Genomic DNA, 17,802 nt, shown 5'->3' on the forward strand with positions numbered 1-17,802 from the left:
TGCCGCCGTGGCACCTCGCATGCGCGAGACTCTGCACCCGATGACGATGCCGGACTGGTGGAAGGAGCGGCGTCTCGGTCTGCTCGTCCACACGAGCGTGGCTGCCGTACCCGCCTGGGCTCCGATCGGCGAGTACGCCGACATGTACCGCAGCCACCTCGGCGACGACGTGGCCGACGTGATGCTGCACCCGCAGCCGATGGTCGAGACGCTCGCCCACCATCGCGATCGATGGGGTCACATCGAGCACTACGACGACTTCGTCGACCTGCTCGACTTCGACCAGTTCGACGCCGAGCGGTGGGCGGAACTCGCCTCGAGTCTGGGTGCCGGGTACACCGTCTGCGTCGCCAGGCACCACGACGGCTGGGCGTGGTGGGATGCGCCCGGTTCGACGAAGCGGCTCACCGAACGGGGTCCCCGGCGCGACGTGCTGGCCGAGTACGCCGCAGCGTGCGAGCGACACGACATCACGTTCGGGGCGTACCTCTCGCTGGTCGACTGGGGCGACGCGCGGTACCCCAGCGACGAGTACGTCCGCGACGTGTTGCATCCCCAGGTACTCGACCTCGTCGAGCGCTACGACGTGGCGATGCTGTGGGGCGACGGGCACTGGAATCGCGACGCCGGCGTGTGGCAGACGGCGTCGCTGATGGAACAGGTCCGGGCGATCGACCCCGGCATCGTGATCAACGATCGCTGGCGCGCATCGGCGTCGGACGTCCCCGAGGGCTCGCCCGGCATCGTGCGCACCTACGAGTACGACTGCCCCGCCGACATCGTGACCGGGCCGTGGGAGTTGGCCCGTGGCGTCGGCCGCGGTTTCGGCCACAACCGCGCCGAGCGGGCCGAGCACCACGTGGCAGCGACCGAGATCATCGACCTCTACACCGAGGTGCTCGCCAAGGGCGGCAACCTGCTGCTCGGCGTCGGGCCTGCCGCCGACGGCACGATCCCTGCACTCCAGGCCGCACCGCTCCGCGAGGCGGGAGCATGGATCCGCCACCACGACCATCTGTTGGCGCCCACTCGGCCGTGGACCCACTGGGGCGACCGCACCGTGCGCTACCTCGACGCCGGCGACGAGATCGTGGCGATCGACCTGTCGGGTCGCGGGTGCTTCGATGCGCTCGGCAGCCGGCACCACGCCGTCACGTCGGTCGTCGACGCCGACGGTCACGAACTCGCATGGGAGCACGACGACGACACCCTCCGTGTCACTCCGACCGCGACCTCGGACGACTTCACGATCGTCGTGGTCCGAGTCCGCGTCGTCGATGCCGTCATGCCGGCCTCCCTGTTCTCGCTCGACGCCGGCGAGGCGATCCCGCTCGCACCACTGCTCGCGAACGCCCGACCCGGCGACCTGGTCCAACTCGGCGACGGCGTGTACGAGGGGCCGGTTGCGATCCCCGACGGCGTGACCGTGCGGGGTCTCGGACCAGCGCGTACGACGATCCGACCGACCACCGGCACCGCACCGTCGATCGTGCCGGCGGGTCCGACGATCACCGTGGGCCGCAACGCCCGGGTCGAACACCTCGCCGTGTCGAGTGCCGAGAGCGCGTCGCAGCGAACGTCGACGGTCTCGATCGCTCTCGACCAGGATTTCGCCACGGTGCTCGGCTGCTCCGTCGGTGGCGTCCTGACGATCACCGGCTCGGACGTGCTGCTGCGTGCCGTCTCCGGCAGCGGGCTCCGCGCCCTCGACGTCGACCGTCTCCGCGTCTCCCGCTGTCACTTCCGAGGCGGACCGTGGGACGTCGGCGTCGAGATCAGGGGAGGTGGCGGGCATCACGTGGAGTCGAGCGAGTTCCACGACCACCTGTGCGCCATCCGCTTCTCCGGCACCACCGGTTCCACCGCGCGCGGTAACACGATCAGAGCCCGCTGGTGGGGCATCCACGTCGACCACACCGAGGATGCCCACATCCACGGCAACCGCATCCTCGCCACGATGCGCGCCGTCGACCTCGACGGCGGGAGCCGTGCCGTCGTCGACGGCAACGCCGTCGTCGACGGTGACAGCGGGTGCATCGTGCAGGACGGCGCCGCCGACTGCGAGGTCTACGGCAACCACTGGGACCGCTGCCGGATCGGGCTGTTGGCGTGGGACGCCACCACTCTTCACCATCAGGACAACGTGTGCAGCGACCTCCACCAGCTCGGTGGATCGTTCGTCTCCGGTCCGGAGACTGACGGAAGTCACACTCAAGAGTTCGCCGAATCTGACGACGACATCACGTGAGCTCCGTGGATCACCGTCCGATGAGTGAGATCGCCGCGTCACCACGGACGGGACGGGCGTCGTGGAGGGTCCTCGAACGTGTCGGTCCTCTGCTGCGCAGCGAGAACGAGCACGACGCATGGGAGCAGGCCGCGAGGTTCGCCCGCCGTCACTTCGCCGGAGACCTCGCCGCATCCTTCGAGTTCGTCGACACGGACCGCGCAGTGTTCCGCTCCGCCGTGGGCTTCGCCGACCACGACACGACCGAGTTCGCCGTGGCGCCCGGCTCCCAGGCCGCCTACATCCGTTCGTCCGAGGACATCTGTGTCTCGGGCGACATCGCCCTCGACTCGCGATTCGACGCCGGGACGCTCCTGGCCACCGCCGGCGTCCGCAGCAGCCTGAGCGTCGCATTCGACCTCCGCTCGGGTGATCGGGGAATCCTCGGTGTGTACTCACGCACGGCCGACTTCGACTTCGGTGGTGCGGACCACGAGATGATCGGGGTCCTCGCAGCCATGCTCGGAACGGTGATCGATCGGATCCGCAACCAGCGCGACCTCGAAGTGCAAGCCCGCACCGACTCGCTCACGGGGCTCGACAACCGCTCGTCGGTCCTCGCCGAACTCGACGACCGACTGAGCTGCGGTGCCGAGGTCACCGCCCTGCTGATCGACCTCGACGGCTTCAAGTCGGTCAACGACCACTGCGGCCACCGCACCGGTGATCGCGTCCTGCGGACGATCGCCGAGCGGCTCACCCGCTCGGTCGAGACCGGCGACCATCTCGGGAGACTCGGCGGCGACGAGTTCCTGCTCCTCTGCGACGGCGATGTCGGAACGGCACGGGCCGAACAGATCATCGGCCACATCGAGGAGATCGTCGTGATCGAATCTCGCACGATCGGTCTGTCCGCCTCGATCGGCATCAGCCGCAGTCGCCCCGACGACGACGTGAGCAGCATGCTCGAACGGGCCGACCAATTGATGTACTCGGCCAAGGAGCAGGGTCGCGGTCGGGTGAGGGCCGACCAACCGATCGTGCGAACGACCACTCGTCATCTGCTGTCGGCTCCGGTGGCGCACGACGCCGCGGCGCTCGAACGGGCGATCGACGAGTTGTGCGTGGTCGTCCAACCGATCGTGTCCGCAGTCACGGGAGACGTGTGCGGAGTCGAGGCGTTGGCGCGCGGGCCACACGGCCAGCCGTTGGAGTACCCCGACCGACTCTTCGACGTGGCGACGACGTTCGGTCGGATCGGCGACGTCGAGCTCGCTGCGAAACGACTCGCGTTCGCACTCGACCTTCCCGAACACCTCACGTTGTTCATCAACCTGGAACCGTCGCTGCTGTGCGACGCCACGTGGTTGGAGCGCCTCGGGGAGGCGTGGACGTCGAGCAACTGCCTGCGACCGGTGGTCGCGGAGCTCACCGAGCGCTCCGTCCTGGAGCATCCCGGCAGGCTCATCGAAGCCGTCGAAGCCTGCCGAGCGCTGGGATGGCAGATCGCGCTCGACGACGTCGGCGCCCGATCCGAGAGCCTCGCCGCGCTCCGGTGGATCGCCCCCGACATCGTCAAACTGGACATGAGTCTGCTGCGCAACGGGAATCCGGCGCACACCGCTCACGTCGTCGCAGCCGTCGATGCGTACCGCACGAACTCCGAACGCCGTCGCGTGGTCGTCATCGCCGAGGGGGTCGAGACCGAAACCGACGCGAAGCTCGCCGACGTGCTCGGCGCAGACCTCCTCCAGGGATTCCTGTACGGACGGCCTGTCCGCGTCGGCGACGCATCGTGGCTGGGGGTCATGGGTCCGAGAACCGCGACCGAACCCTCGTTGCCTCGACCGGTGCGCCATCTGGTGGAGCGCACCGCGGCGAAGTCGGATCTGCTCGCGATGTCACGACACATCGAGGCGGCGGCCCTGTCGCCCGACTGTGTCGTGCTCGCCACGCTGCAGGACGTCTCGAACTTCACACGCCCGACCCGACGCCAGTACCGGGCGATGGCGCGCCGATGCGGCTTCGTCGGAGTGCTCGGCCGCAACGTCAGCTCGGTTCCGTCGTCGGAGGTCACCGGAATCCGTCTGGTCGACCTGGCCGACGACGACCCGATCACCTCGAGCTGGCAGGTGTTGGCGATGTCTCCGACCGTGTCGCTCGGCTTCGTGGCCACCGAGATCGACACCACCGATGACGTCGACGACATGGAGCGGGTCTTCCGGTACCGCCTGGTCAGTCACCCGACCGAGGTCGAGCGCGCCGTTCGTCGACTGCTGCGCTACTTCTGACCCGGCACGACGCGACGCGGCGCGCCGGGCGACGCTCAGTCGGCGTGTGCGGCCTTCTTGGAGGCGCGGTTGCGGATCGTCGGGTCGAGTTCGACCTTGCGGATGCGGACGTTCGCCGGGGTCACCTCGACGCACTCGTCGATCGAGATGAACTCGAGCGCTCCCTCGAGCGACAGCAGCTTGGGAGGCGTGACGTTGACCGTCTGGTCCGACGACGAGGCACGCACGTTGGTCTGCTTCTTCTCCCGACAGATGTTCACGTCCATGTCGCCCGCACGCGAGTTCTCGCCCACGATCATTCCGCAGTAGACGTCGTCGCCGGCCTTGACCATCAACTGTGAACGCTCCTGCAGGTTGACCATGGAGTAGTTGGTGACCGGACCCGAGCGGTCGGCCACGAGCACACCCTGGGCACGCGCCCGGATCTCGCCTGCCCACGGCTCGTAGCCCTCGGCGGTGTGCGACAGCACGCCGGTGCCACGGGTCTCGGTCATGAACTCGGTCCGGAAGCCGATCAGGCCACGGGCCGGGACGAGGTAGTCGAGGCGGACCCAACCGGTTCCACCCATGTTCTGCATGCGGCCCTTGCGGGTGGCGAGCAACTGGGTGACGGCACCCATGTATTCGTCGGGGACGTCGATCGTGACCCGCTCCACCGGCTCGTGGACCTTGCCGTCGATCTCCTTCGTCAACACGACCGGCTTGCCGACCGTGAGCTCGAAGCCCTCGCGTCGCATCTGCTCGACGAGGATCGCCAACTGCAGTTCGCCACGACCCTGGACCTCCCAGGCGTCGGGTCGCTCGGTCGGGAACACCCGCATCGACACGTTGCCGACGAGTTCGCGGTCGAGTCGGTCCTTCACGAGGCGGGCGGTCAGCTTCTTGCCCTCGCGACCGGCGAGCGGTGACGTGTTGATGCCGATGGTCATCGACAGTGCCGGCTCATCGACCTCGATGATCGGGAGGGCGACCGGGTTCTCCGGGTCGGCGAGGGTCTCGCCGATGAAGATGTCCTCGATGCCGGCGACGGCCACGAGGTCGCCCTGGCGTGCCGAGTCGACCGGGACGCGCGTGAGGTGTTCGGTGAGGAACAGTTCGGCGACCTTGGCACGGGTGATCGTGCCGTCGCGCTTGCACCATGCGACGGACTCGCCCTTCTTGATCGTGCCTTCCATGACCCGCAGGAGAGCCAGGCGGCCGAGGTACGGGGAGGCGTCGAGGTTCGTGACCCACGCCTGCAACGGTGCGCCCTCGGTGTAGGTCGGCGCCGGGATCGAGTCGAGCAGCACCTCGCCGAGCGTGGTGAGATCCTTGCCGGTCACCTCGCCACGCACGATGGCCTTGGCCTCGTCGAGGTCGGTCGTCGACCAACCGTCGCGACCCGAGCAGTACACGATCGGGAACTCGACCTGGTCCTCACGGGCGTCGAGGTCGAAGAACAGTTCGTACACCTCGTCGACGACTTCTTCGACGCGAGCGTCGGGGCGGTCGATCTTGTTGATGGCGAGGATGACCGGCAGCTCGCGAGCGAGCGCCTTGCGGAGCACGAAGCGGGTCTGGGGCAGCGGACCCTCGGCGGCGTCGACGAGGAGCACGATGCCGTCGACCATGGTGAGTGCGCGTTCCACCTCACCGCCGAAGTCGGCGTGGCCGGGCGTGTCGACGATGTTCAGCGTGACCTTCGTGTCGGTCCGCTTGTCGGTCCACACCAGGGACGTGTTCTTGGCGAGGATCGTGATGCCCTTCTCCCGCTCGAGGTCACCGGAGTCCATGACGCGTTCGGCGACCGCCTCGTTGGCACGGAACGCGCCGGACTGGTGGAGCATCGAGTCGACGAGGGTGGTCTTGCCGTGGTCGACGTGCGCGACGATCGCGAGATTGCGCAGATCAGTGCGCGAGGAGAGCGGTGTTTCGGTGACAGACACGGTCGTCCACGCTAGCGGCGGCCCACAAACGAACGATCGACGCGCCCCAGGTCACAATCACGGTTCATCGACCGTTCATCGAGCAGGCCCGACTCCGAACCATCCTCACCCGACCGAGCCCGACGGTCGGCCCCGATGAGGGTCGGTTACAGTCCACGGCGTGACGAAGGTGCAGTCCACGGTGGTGGCGGTCGTGGTCGGTGCTCTCGCCCTCGTTGCCTGCGGAAACTCGGAGGAGAGTTCGCCCGTTCGTGTCGAACCGGCGCCTGGAGCCGCCACGGACCCGCCGGTCACCGCATCCTCGACGCAGCCGATCCCGACCGCGTCGCCGACTGCGACAGCGGCGCCGACGAGCACCGACTCGGGGCCCAGCGCAGAGGAGATCCTCCAGAGGAACGCCCTGTACCAGGTCGGCGCGGTGCCCCCGGTGGGGTGTGCAGCGTGGTCGCAGGTCGAGCTCGGGACGTTCGACGGTGTGCGCGCCTTCTACGAGTCGGTCATGCCGTGTCTGGATGCGGCGTGGACACAGGTCGACCCCGACATGACTCCGGCACTGCTCACGGTCTTCACCGGGCCGGCGCCCGCCGACTCGTGTGCACCCGGCTCCGAGTACTCGTTCTATTGCCCGGGCACCGGCACGATCTTCATGTACGCCGACGAGATGATGGTGCCGTGGAACCAGTACGCGGGAGACGACTTCAGTCACGGGATCACCCGGCTCGCCGCGACCTGGGTGATCGCCCACGAGTACGGGCACCACCTGCAGAACGTCGCCGGCATCTTCGGAGCGGTCGGGCCGGGCTGGCCCGGCACCGAGACGGAGCGGCGACTCGAGCTGCAGGCCAGCTGCCTCGCCGACGTGTTCATGTCGTCGCAGCGCGACGCCTACCCGGTCGCCGAGCAGTACTGGGAGTGGCAGGACAACTGGCGGGCGACACGACTGGCCAACCACGGGTCGCCGGAGAACCACCGCATCTGGGTCGATCGCGGCCGTCAAGGGGCTGATCCCGGCGCGTGCAATGCGTTCATGGCGCCGCCCGCCGAGGTCACCTGACGGGGCGCCCCTCGATCCACCGAACCGCGAGTCGGCCCCGGGTCCCGCGGGCGTCGCGTACTCGATGCGGTGAAGCGGGACCTGACCCCGGTCCTCCTAGCCGACTCGGCGGTCCATGCCTTCCCAGTACGGCTCGCGCAGGTCCTTCTTGAGGATCTTGCCCGTGGGGTTGCGGGGCAGTGCGTCGACCCAGTCGATGCTCGTCGGGCACTTGAACACGGCGAGTTGCGTGCGGGCGAACTCGATGATCGACGTGGCGGTGGCGTCGTCGGCCGTCGCTCCGGCTGCCACCACCACGACCGCCTTGGCGGTCTCCCCCCACTTCTCGTGCGGCACGCCGATCACGGCCACGTCCGCGATCGCCTCGTGCTTCATCAGCACGTTCTCCACCTCGGCCGGATACACGTTCTCGCCGCCCGACACGATCATGTCCTTCACCCGGTCGTGGATGAACAGGTAGCCGTCGTCGTCGAGGTAGCCGGCGTCGCCCGACTTGAACCAACCGTCGGCGGTGACCGACTTCTCGGTCTCCTCCGGCAGGTGCCAGTACCCCTTCATCACCTGGGGCGACCTGATCCAGATCTCACCGACCTCGCCGGCGGGAACCTCGGACTCGCCGTCGTCACCCACGATGCGCAACTCGACTCCCGGCCCGGCCACACCGCACGAGCGAAGGCGGTGCCTGTTCGGGCCGCTCGGGTCGTGGTCCTCGGGCGGCAGGTTGACGACCGCTCCCGTGGTCTCGGTCAACCCGTAGGCCTGCCAGAACTTGCACGGCTCGAACATCTTGACGCAGGCGGCGAGAACCTCTTCGCTGATCGGTGAGGCCCCGTACACGAAGACCTTCAGGCTCGAGTAGTCGGCGTCCTCGACACCCGGCACCATCAACATGAACTGCAGCACGGCGGGCACCAGGAATGCGTGGGTGATCCGCTCCCGTTCGATCAGTCGGATCAGCGCCGCAGGATCGAGTTCTCGGAAGATCACCGACGTGCAGCCTTCGTACATCCCCGCCGTGGCCCACCCGCCTCCCCCGATGTGAAACAGCGGCATCGCTGTCAGGTTGATCGAGTCGCCGTCGAGTTCCCAGATCTCCTTCGCCATCGGCAGGAGACTGAAGAAGTTGCTGTTCGAGAGCATCACGCCCTTGGGGCGCCCGGTCGTGCCCGACGAGTACATCTGGAAGGCGGTGTCGTCGTCGCTCGACTCCACACCGGGGTCGACGGCGTCCTGGGCGGACACCCATTCCTCGTAGTCGACGTAGCCGTGGTCCGTGCCGCCGATCACGACGAACGTCTCGACCTTGGGCAACTGGTCGGCGATCTCTTCGAGGACCGGCACGAAGTCGGGTCCGACGACGAGGACCTTCGCGTCGGCGTCGTCGACGATGAACTGGATCTCGGGCGCGGCCAATCGCCAGTTCACGTCGACCGACACGGCGTTGAGCATGGCTGCACCGAAGAACACCTCGAAGTGCTCGATGCCGTTCTTGTCGAGGAATGCGACGCGATCGTCCACCCCGACTCCGGCGGCGGCGAGCGCCTGGGCCATCCGGGCGGACCGACTCAGGAGTTCGGCCCACGTGAGACGGCGCTCGTCCTGCACGAGGGCGATGTGGTCGGGGCGCTCGACGCCGTGGACACGCACGATGCCGGCGACGTTGGTGATCTCAGGAGAAGCCATCCACGTGACCGTAGTCACTCCGGGCACCTGCGATCCAGACCGATGTCGGGACGCCGCAGCCATCCACCCGGACGAACGGTGCGAACCCTACGATCCGGACGTGACCGCGACGCCGCCTCCACCGCCGCTGCCGTCCCCTCCTTCCCCTGCGAACGCGTCGAGCGCTGCGACCCGGTCCACGGACGGTCGGTCCAACACCCTGTTCGGCATCGTCATCGTCCTCGCGCTCGTCACGATCGGCGTCCTCGGACTCCTGTGGCTCGGAGCTCGCGGCAGTGTCGACGACGCCCTCACCGAGCGGGACATCGCTCTCGCCGAACGCGACGCCGCGAACGCCGCCAACGTCGATGCCGGCACGCAGTTGCGTGCGGCACAGGACGAACTGGCCGATGCGCGGGCGGCGCTCGCCGACGCCGAGGCGGCCGTCTCGTCGGCCTCCACCGCTGCCGGGGCAGCCTCCGACGAGCCGGGGACATCGACACCGGAACCCGTCACCACGACCACCGCCCCTTCGACCACCGCCCCTTCGACCACCGCCCCGCCGACCACCGCCCCTTCGACCACTGCCCCGCCGACTTCGGAGCCGCCCGCTCCAAGTCCTCCGTCGCTGTCGCCCGACGAGATCGGCGACGAGGTGGCCGGGTTGTTCCGGCCCAGCGTTCTGGGGCCGGGCCAGAAGTCCTGCCTCGGTCAAGTGCTGGTCAACGAGTTCGGCGGGGAACGGGTCGTGGCCGCGATCGCGTCGGAGTCACCTCGTGACGATGTCGAGTTCGTCGAGGCCATCCGCGCCGCCGCGAACTTCTGCAACATCGACCCCAGTGCGGTCCTCGGCTGACGGAGAGGCAACGGCAACCGTCGCACGTGCACCGAGACGTCGTCGGGTCGGTCAGCGTTGCGTGAAGCCGAGATCGAACCGGACGACGGCGCGGGCGAAGATGTTGCTCTCGACCAGCGGCTCGGAGATCGCGTGGAGGTCGGTGATGCGCCGGCTCAGTTGGCCGAACGTCGCCGCCAAGGTCGCCCGCGCGACGTGTGTGCCGATGCACAGGTGGGTGCCGAAGCCGAAGGCGACGTGTGGGTTCGGTGACCGCCCGATGTCGAACCGGTCGGGTTCGTGGAACACGGCCTCGTCGCGGTTCGCCGCCGGGTAGAGCAGAGCGATGCGGTCACCGCGCCGCACCGGCTGATCGCCGATCCGGTCGTCGGCCGCCGCGCGCCGGAACATGTTGTTGAGTGGCGTGACCCAGCGCAACACCTCCTCCACCGCTGCGGGCACGCGATCGGGGTCCGCAGCCAACGCCTCCCACTGATCCGGATGGTCCACGAACGCTCGCAACCCGTGGCTGATCGCCGTGCGGGTGGTCTCGGCGCCGCCCGAGATGAAGAGCCCGACCTCGTGGGCGATCGCTTCGGGAGGCAGCGGTTCGCCGTCGATCCGAGCGTGGAGCCAGGTGGAGATGAGATCATCGGTCGGATTCGCGAACTTCTCCGCAGCGACCTCCTGGAGCGCACCCATGAACTCCATGTTCGCTGCGATGAAGTCGTGGAAGACCGTGCCGTCACGGTCGCGCATGTCGGTGCGCATCAGTCGCTCGGACCACGACTTGAGATCCGCCCACCGCTCCTCCGGATATCCGAGCAGCCGGGCCGTGAGCTGCGCCGGGATCTGCCCCGACACCGCGTCGACGACCTCGAACGACTCGGCTCCGTCGGCCAGCGCCGCATCGATGACTTCGGTGACCAGGTCGTTCGTCTCGGCCCGTCGCTGCTCGACCGACTTCTTCGTGAAGTCGCCCTGGACCAACATCCGTTGCTGGCGATGGCGGGGATCGTCCTGGGCGATCATGTTGATCTCCCCCGGGGACGGCACGGCGCGGTACGACTGGGCCGACGCGAACACCGTCGAACGCCGCTCGACGTCCATCAGGTCGGCGTGGCGCGTCACGCCCCAGAGCCCGTTGCGCTCGTCGTGGTAGACGGGCTCGTTGGCCCGCATCCACGCCCAGACGTCGTGCGGGTTGCGGCGATACAGGTCGGGGTCGAGGAGATCGGCGACGAGTCGCCCGCCCTCCCACCGGGTGTTGTCGAGGGCGACCGGTTGCTCCGTCAGCGACATCGGAACATCGTGCCAGACCGTTCCCCCACGGCATGCAGCGAACGCACCGTCCGGCGTGGACTCGACGGGTTCCGGGTGCGGGCGCGACGCACTCCGCGTCAGCGGCCGCGGTACTCGGGTGTGCGCTTGTCGACGAACGCGTCGACGGCTTCGACGTGGTCCTGGGAGACGAAGCACGTCATCTCCAGCGCCGTCGACACGTCGAACGAGGTGAGCAGCGCCTGCTTGATCTGCTGGTTGACGGCGATCTTCGTGCCCTGGACGGCGAGCGGCGGCTGCTCGGACAGTCGGGTGGCCCACGCCCGGCCCACGTCACCGATCTCGGCGGCGCCGCACACCTCCGATGCAACGCCGAGTCGAAGCGCCTCGTCCGCGGTGAGCGGGGCACCGAGCATGAGGTGGCGCTTCGCTGCGAGCGGCCCGAGCAGGAGTGGCCAGATCGCTGCGCCACCGTCACCTGCGACCAGGCCGACCTGCACGTGCGGATCGATGATCGCCGCGGTGTCGGCCATGACAATCACGTCGCAGAGCAGAGCGATCGACGCACCGAGGCCGACGGCCGGACCGTTGAGCGCACAGACGATCGGAACCTCGACGTCGAGTTGGTCCCAGATGATCTGCTTCGCCTCGCGCCGCAGTGCGTGCATCCGTGCCGGGTCGCGCAACTGCGGGAACCAGCTCATGTCACCGCCGGCGGAGAACGCCCGCCCTCGCCCCGTCAGCACGATCGCTCGCGCCTCGGACTCGCATCTGAGGGTCCGGAACAGTTCGGCGAGGTCGTGGTGCAGGGTGGCGTCGACTGCGTTCATCGCGGAGTCGGGGTGATCGATCGTCACCGTGAGGACGTGCCCGCTGCGTTCGATCCCGATCGTCTCCATCGCCCGAACCTACGCGAACCGCTGCGCACTTCCGGGCTCAGGGTTGCGGGTTCAGAACATCGAGGTGTCGTCGTCGAGGCCGAGCAACAGGCGGCCGATCTTCTCGTTCAGCTTCGGGGCCGTCTGGATGTGCTGCGTGACGACGTGGGCGTCGCGCATGCACCGTCCGAGCAGACTCGTCTCGTACACCGCCGTGCCACCTGCCAGCGTGTAGGCCACATCGGCCGCCGACGCCGACGCCGAGGCGGCGTGCGTGGCGGCCAGGCGCATCGCGATCCGTTGATCGAGCGTGACCTGATCACCGCCCTCGACCGATTCCCACGCCGACGAGACCTCGTCGAGCAGGAACGCACGGGCCGATCGCAGCCCGGCCTCGGCGCGCGCCAACTCGATCTGGGTGAACCCGCTCTGGGCCAGTGTGCGGCTGGAGAACTGCGGACGTTTGCCCTGCGCGACGTCGCCGAGTTCGTCGAGCGCGCGCCGGGCGACGCCGAGACCCACGGACGCGACGGAACAGGCGAGCAGCGTGAAGTTGGGGAAGCGGGCCAGCCCACAGTCGGCCACGGGCGGTGTGACCCCGGGGACGATGGTGTGGTCGATCGGGACGAAGGCCGAGTCGACGCTGTAGTCGAGTGACCCCGACCCCCGCATCCCGCCCGTGTGCCACGTGTCGATGAACGACACGTCGGTCGCCGGGAACCAGCACAGCCGCATCGAGTCGGAGGTCATCGCCCCACCGATGATCCAGGCGCAGTGCTGCGTCCCGCTCCCCCACGCCCATCGTCCCGTGACGCGCAGACCGTTCACGTCGTCGACCGAGTCCTCGTGGGCCGCCCCGTTCGGAGCGAACACGCCGCCGGTCACGACCGACGGGTCGCCGTAGATCCGTGCGGCGACCTCGGCGGGAAGGTAGGCCGACAGCGATGAGGTGGTCGAAGCGATCATCGAGCACCAGCCGGCCGCACCGTCCGCGTGCGCAACGGCGGAGATGGCCTCGATCATCTCGGGCGGCGCGACCTCGGGGCCTCCGTAGACCGCCGGAACGCACATCCGCATCAGGTCGGCATCGACCAGCGCCGCGACCGTCCCGGCGGGGAGGCGACGGTCCTGTTCGGCTTCGTCGGCGTGGGCTTCGATCACCTCGGCGATGTCGGCGACGGTGTCGAGGAGTGTCGGCATCCGCTCGACCCTAGACCTCGAATGCGTCCGTGGCGACCACGACGCGTCACTCGAATCCCACCCCGTCCTCTCGTCCGCTCCCGGCCAGACGCAACCGTCGACGTCCCACAGGTGATGGATCGGATCGTGGACGAGATATCGGGCGAACGAGTCGACGGTGAACGATGCACCGTCGCTGCGTTGCGACGTAGTGTCGCTCCCGTTGCCGACGCGTCGAACGCCGGCGCATCGAATCGGCAGTCGGGGACACGGACGATCGAGCACCCACGTCCAGTCGCGGTCGTCGGGGGTCAGCGCGTCGGCCACGGTGTCGAGTGTCCAGGATCGCAACCGACCGGACCGACCCTTCCGTGCCATTCGCCGCCGGCCTCCGGCCGGTCGGGAACAGCGCACACGGGGTGCGACGTCGACCCGATCGACGGACGCGTGACCTCGGGCAGACTCCCGTGATGACTGCTACGGTCGGTCCATGGAATACGGCTTCGTGGTCCCATGGGGCGACGCTGCCGACATCGGAGACCTGGCCGAAGCCGCCGAGGAGGCGGGGTGGGGCGGCCTGTTCGTCTGGGAGCCGGTGTGGGGCGTCGACGCATGGATCTCGCTCGCGCTCGCAGCGGTGCGCACCTCCCGGATCCGGCTGGGCACCATGCTCACCCCGCCGTCGCGTCGCCGCCCGTGGGAGTTGGCGAGTCAGGTCGCGACCGTCGACCGACTGTCGAACGGGCGGGTCACGCTGTCGGTCGGGCTGGGCGCGATCGATTCCGGTTTCGAGGCCTTCGGCGAGGAGTGCGGCAAGCGCGAGCGGGCCGAACTGATGGACGAATGCCTCGACATCGTCTGCGGGTTGTGGGCCGGACAACCGTTCTCCCATTCCGGCGAGCACTATCGCATCGAGCCCACCGAGTTCCCCACGATCGGGCACGTCGAGCAGTCTCCCCGGGTGCCCATCTGGTGCGTGGGTGCGCTGGGCAAGCCGAGGTCGATGGCCCGGGCGTTGCGGTGGGACGGCGTCATTCCCCAGGTGCTCGATCCGGGTACCGACGGCGGCGCACGCCAGCCCAGCCTTCTCGAGGTGGCCGACCTGCGCGACACGATCGAAGCGGGTCCGAACCCGGGGGCGGACATCATCGTCGAAGGTCAATGGACCGAGCACTCCCCCGCGGCGTACGCCGACGCCGGAGCCACCTGGTGGATCGAGTCGATGTGGGGAGCGATGAGCGAACACTCTCCGGTCACCGCCGCCTACGACCGCCTGAAGCAGGGTCCGCCCGCCTGATCGATCCGCTCGGTGGTTCGGCGTCGTTGCGATGACGGCCTGTCGGGCGGATCGGGCGCAGGGATCAGTCGGGTGGATCGGACGCGTGGATCAGGTCGGCGGATCAGATCGTGACGAGACTGCGGATGGCCAGACCCGACCCGACGACGACCACGAGTGACGCAGTGACGAACGGGGTCAGCCTGCCCCACCGCTTCATCGCGGTGCTCATGCGCCCGTTCTCGTCGGAGAGGCGGTGTTGGAGACGGTCGCGCACCTTGACCAGGGTGACGCCTGCGATCGTGAGCACGCCGGCCATTCCGACGCCGTAGCCGAGGACCAGCACCACGCCGAACCAGGTCCGCCCCAGGGCGATCGCCGAGAGCAGGACGATCAACGCGGACGGGCTGGGTACCAACCCGCCGGCGACCCCCATCCCGACCAGACCGCTCCTCGACACCCGCTCCGGCTGACCGTGCCCGGCGTGGTCGTGATCGTGATCGTGATCGTGGTCGTGGTCGTGCCCGGCGTGGTCGTGGTCGTGGTCGTGGTCGTGGTCGTGGTCGTGGTCGTGGTCGTGGTCGTGATCGTCGTCGTGATCGTGGCGGTCAGTCCTCAGAGGACCGTGGGTGTGCCCTCCGGGGCCGTGATGGTGGTGGCCGTGGCCAAGCCACCCATCGTTGCGGCGTCGGACCGCACTGACGAGCAGCGCGAGTCCCAACCCGGCGATCAGCAGTCCACTCGCGACGCCGAGCCACGAGAGCACCGTTTCGCCCGCGAGAGCCGTCGAGATCGTCAGCCCCAACCCGAGCAACAGCACGCCACCCGTGTGCGTCACCGTCACCGTGGCTCCGACCAGGACGGCGTCACGCGCCGAACCCTGCCGCCCCGCGATGTACGCGGCCATGACGGTCTTGCCGTGTCCCGGGAGCAGCGCATGCGAGGCACCCAGCACCAACGCCAGTCCGATCGCCAGGAGCCCGACGCCCGGCGTGAGATCTCGGCGCCCGATCATGTCGTCGAACCGGTCCTGCACGCCGTCGATCGCGCTCCCGAAGAACCCGGGACGCGAAGCCACCAGACTGTCGCGAGCGTCGGCGGCGGTGGACTGATCGTCGTCGAACGCATCGGGAGCGTCGGCGACGCGGGCACCGTCGGGCCCGACCGTCAACCGGACGTCGCGAACGTCGAGAGGCGACTGGAGAAGGTCCTCGGGGTACGTGCGCAGGTCGTTCGTGACGCTCGACGTCGGAACGGGCGAGTCGACGATGCCGACCCCGACGCCGACCGCGTTGATCTCGTGCCAGCCGAGCCGACCGGGCCGGTAGCCATCGGTGAACTCCAACACCTGATCGACGTCGCCGAATCCCGCGGGGACCGTGGCGGCGAGCGCACATTCCAGCCGGCTCGTCTCGAGCCCCGCCTGGCCCTCCTCGTAGGTGAACGTCGACGAGACGATGGTCATGCTCAGCGGTGCCCCGTCGAGACTCAACGACGCCGCCTCGACGAAGCGGCCGCACTCGACGCCGGAGTGGGCAGCGCGCTCCGCGTCGCTGATCGAGTCGTCGCCGTTCGTGTCGACGGCTCCGCGGTCCTGGCTGGTCGGGATCTCGGCCGAGTCGACCACCACGTCCACCGACACCAGGTCGGCGTCGACGACGATGCGACTGAGATGGTTGACGCTGAAGTTGCCGAGCGGATGCGCCGACGCCGCATCGGACGGCAACAGGCTGATCGCCGCGCCCGCCGCGACCGCCAGGACGAAGGCTCGGCGGGCGTGTCGGCGTGGTCTGCGCCCGGTCATCCGCCGTCGCCGAGTTCGGCGAGGGTCGCTGCTGCGAGCGGGGCGTCGAGCGGATCGAAGTGCGGGTTGATCTCGAGCGCAGTCGTCAGCTCGGTCCGGGCCTGGTCGTCGTCGCCGAGCGCCAGGTGGATCATCCCGGCGTGGAAGTGGAACAGCGCATTGGGCGTCCCCAACTCCATCGCCCGCTCGCTGGCGGCGAGCGCCTCGTCGTAGCGGCCGTTCGCGTACAGCGCCCACGCGTGCGCGTCGTGCATCGCGATGAACGGTCGCACCGCCACGGCACGCTCGGCTTCGCGCAGTGCACGTTGGGGCTCGGCGTGATCGGCGAAGAAGAGGACCGGTGCCGCATCGCTCTCCACCCCGTTGGCTTCGAACAACGTCTGCACGGTCTCGACGATGGCGTACTGCTGCTCGGCTTCCTCGGTCATGCCCAGTGATTCGAGGAGTTCGCCGTAGCTGATGAGGAACGACGGCTCGGGCGACCTCTCGACGAGTTCGGCGTAGTGATCGAGTGCCGTGCGCGTCTGGCCCAGCGCCGCTTCGGCTCGGGCCTTTCCGGCGAGCGACGCCGTGTCCTGGGGCGCCTCTTCCTGGGCCCGGTTGTACAGGGTGAGGGCATCGCCTGCGTTGCCGGCATTGAAGGCGAGGTCACCCAGGATCGTCAACGCGAACGCCCGGTCGGTGGGCGTGGCCGCTCCGTCGAGCGCTGCCTGCATCTGACTCGTCGCGGTGGGGATGTCACCACGCAGCTCGGCCAGGTAGGAGGACCGGCTGTACGAGGACGTGTCGGGCGAGAGCAGGATCATTTGATCGATCGCTGCCTCGGCTGCGTCGTAGTTGCCGAGTTGCACTTCCGCATCGCTGAGCGCTCCGAAGAGGATCGGGCTGAATCCGTTGATCTCGAGACCCTGTTCGGCGTAGTCCTTCCCGGCGACGAAGTCGTGGCGGGCCGACGCCAACGAGGAGAGTCCGGCGTAGGCGAGGAAGTTGTCGTCGGGTTCGACCTCGAGTGACTCGTCCAACGCACCCTCGGCGCGGGCGTAGAGCGACGGGTCTGCCGTCACCTTCGCCTGCTGCACGTAGGCGATCCCCAAGGTGGACCACGACACGTGATCCTCAGGGATCGCTTCGAGCCGCGTCTGCAGTTGATCGATGAGACCTTCGAGAGTCGCAGCGGGCGGTCCGGCCGACGCTGCGACGACATCGGGCGAGATCACGTCGGAATCTGCAGCGGTGTCGATCTCGTCGGACGACGAGATACGTGAGACACCGAATGCCCCGACGACCATCAGGGCGACGGTCAGGATGAGGGCGCCGACGATGAGGCGGGAGCGGCGTTTCATGGGGGTGGTTCGTTCCGTTGGCGGTTTTGGATCGGGTCAGTGTACGA

12 protein-coding genes are annotated in these 17,802 nt (G+C 68.5%); 5 read left to right on the plus strand and 7 right to left on the minus strand.

Going from position 1 to position 17,802, the window contains the following annotated elements:
* Positions 1-19: 19 nt before the first annotated feature.
* Entirely contained in the window at positions 20-2,248 is a 2,229-nt protein-coding gene (locus ABJK40_RS21510; protein ID WP_348510396.1) for an alpha-L-fucosidase, read from the plus strand.
* A 20-nt stretch (positions 2,249-2,268) separates the two neighbouring features.
* Positions 2,269-4,518, plus strand: coding sequence for an EAL domain-containing protein (locus tag ABJK40_RS21515; RefSeq protein WP_348479913.1), 2,250 nt, complete (start codon positions 2,269-2,271; stop codon positions 4,516-4,518).
* Positions 4,519-4,553: 35 nt separating this feature from the next.
* Here the strand turns inward: ABJK40_RS21515 and typA are convergent, their stop codons facing one another.
* Complete coding sequence (typA, locus tag ABJK40_RS21520; RefSeq protein WP_348479912.1) at positions 4,554-6,443, minus strand: translational GTPase TypA; 1,890 nt, start codon at positions 6,441-6,443, stop codon at positions 4,554-4,556.
* A gap of 160 nt (positions 6,444-6,603) precedes the next feature.
* Here typA and ABJK40_RS21525 point away from each other — a divergent pair, with 160 nt between their 5' ends.
* The gene (locus ABJK40_RS21525; protein WP_348479911.1) at positions 6,604-7,497 is read left to right on the plus strand and encodes a neutral zinc metallopeptidase; all 894 of its coding nucleotides are present in this window, start codon (positions 6,604-6,606) and stop codon (positions 7,495-7,497) included.
* Between the two features lie 96 nt (positions 7,498-7,593).
* Here ABJK40_RS21525 and ABJK40_RS21530 read toward each other — a convergent pair whose 3' ends face one another.
* Positions 7,594-9,180: a long-chain-fatty-acid--CoA ligase gene (locus ABJK40_RS21530; protein WP_348479910.1), complete on the minus strand. Its 1,587-nt coding sequence runs from the start codon at positions 9,178-9,180 to the stop codon at positions 7,594-7,596.
* 100 nt (positions 9,181-9,280) lie between these two features.
* On the opposite strand from ABJK40_RS21530, the gene ABJK40_RS21535 reads away from it, so the two are divergent.
* Positions 9,281-10,015: a hypothetical protein gene (locus tag ABJK40_RS21535; protein WP_348479909.1), complete on the plus strand. Its 735-nt coding sequence runs from the start codon at positions 9,281-9,283 to the stop codon at positions 10,013-10,015.
* A 51-nt stretch (positions 10,016-10,066) separates the two neighbouring features.
* Here ABJK40_RS21535 and ABJK40_RS21540 read toward each other — a convergent pair whose 3' ends face one another.
* The 3 genes from ABJK40_RS21540 to ABJK40_RS21550 all read right to left on the minus strand — a co-directional run bounded on the left by ABJK40_RS21540 (position 10,067) and on the right by ABJK40_RS21550 (position 13,353).
* Positions 10,067-11,296 carry a cytochrome P450 gene (locus ABJK40_RS21540; protein WP_348479908.1) on the minus strand — a complete coding sequence of 410 codons (1,230 nt, stop codon included), beginning with the start codon at positions 11,294-11,296 and terminating at the stop codon, positions 10,067-10,069.
* Between the two features lie 98 nt (positions 11,297-11,394).
* Complete coding sequence (locus ABJK40_RS21545; protein ID WP_348479907.1) at positions 11,395-12,174, minus strand: enoyl-CoA hydratase-related protein; 780 nt, start codon at positions 12,172-12,174, stop codon at positions 11,395-11,397.
* Between the two features lie 51 nt (positions 12,175-12,225).
* Complete coding sequence (locus ABJK40_RS21550) at positions 12,226-13,353, minus strand: acyl-CoA dehydrogenase family protein (protein WP_348479906.1); 1,128 nt, start codon at positions 13,351-13,353, stop codon at positions 12,226-12,228.
* Positions 13,354-13,822: 469 nt separating this feature from the next.
* Between ABJK40_RS21550 and ABJK40_RS21555 the strand changes: the two genes are divergently transcribed.
* Complete coding sequence (locus ABJK40_RS21555) at positions 13,823-14,629, plus strand: LLM class flavin-dependent oxidoreductase (protein WP_348479905.1); 807 nt, start codon at positions 13,823-13,825, stop codon at positions 14,627-14,629.
* Between the two features lie 103 nt (positions 14,630-14,732).
* On the opposite strand, the gene ABJK40_RS21560 is transcribed toward ABJK40_RS21555, so the two are convergent.
* Together ABJK40_RS21560 and ABJK40_RS21565 are read right to left on the minus strand one after the other, a co-directional pair.
* Entirely contained in the window at positions 14,733-16,412 is a 1,680-nt protein-coding gene (locus ABJK40_RS21560) for a nickel transporter (RefSeq protein ID WP_348479904.1), read from the minus strand.
* Positions 16,409-17,755: a tetratricopeptide repeat protein gene (locus tag ABJK40_RS21565; RefSeq protein WP_348479903.1), complete on the minus strand. Its 1,347-nt coding sequence runs from the start codon at positions 17,753-17,755 to the stop codon at positions 16,409-16,411. Before ABJK40_RS21565 ends, ABJK40_RS21560 begins: the two co-directional genes overlap by 4 nt.
* Positions 17,756-17,802 lie beyond the last annotated feature (47 nt).

This window comes from Ilumatobacter sp. (genome assembly GCF_039969435.1).
Classification (GTDB): Bacteria; Actinomycetota; Acidimicrobiia; order Acidimicrobiales; family Ilumatobacteraceae; genus Ilumatobacter_A.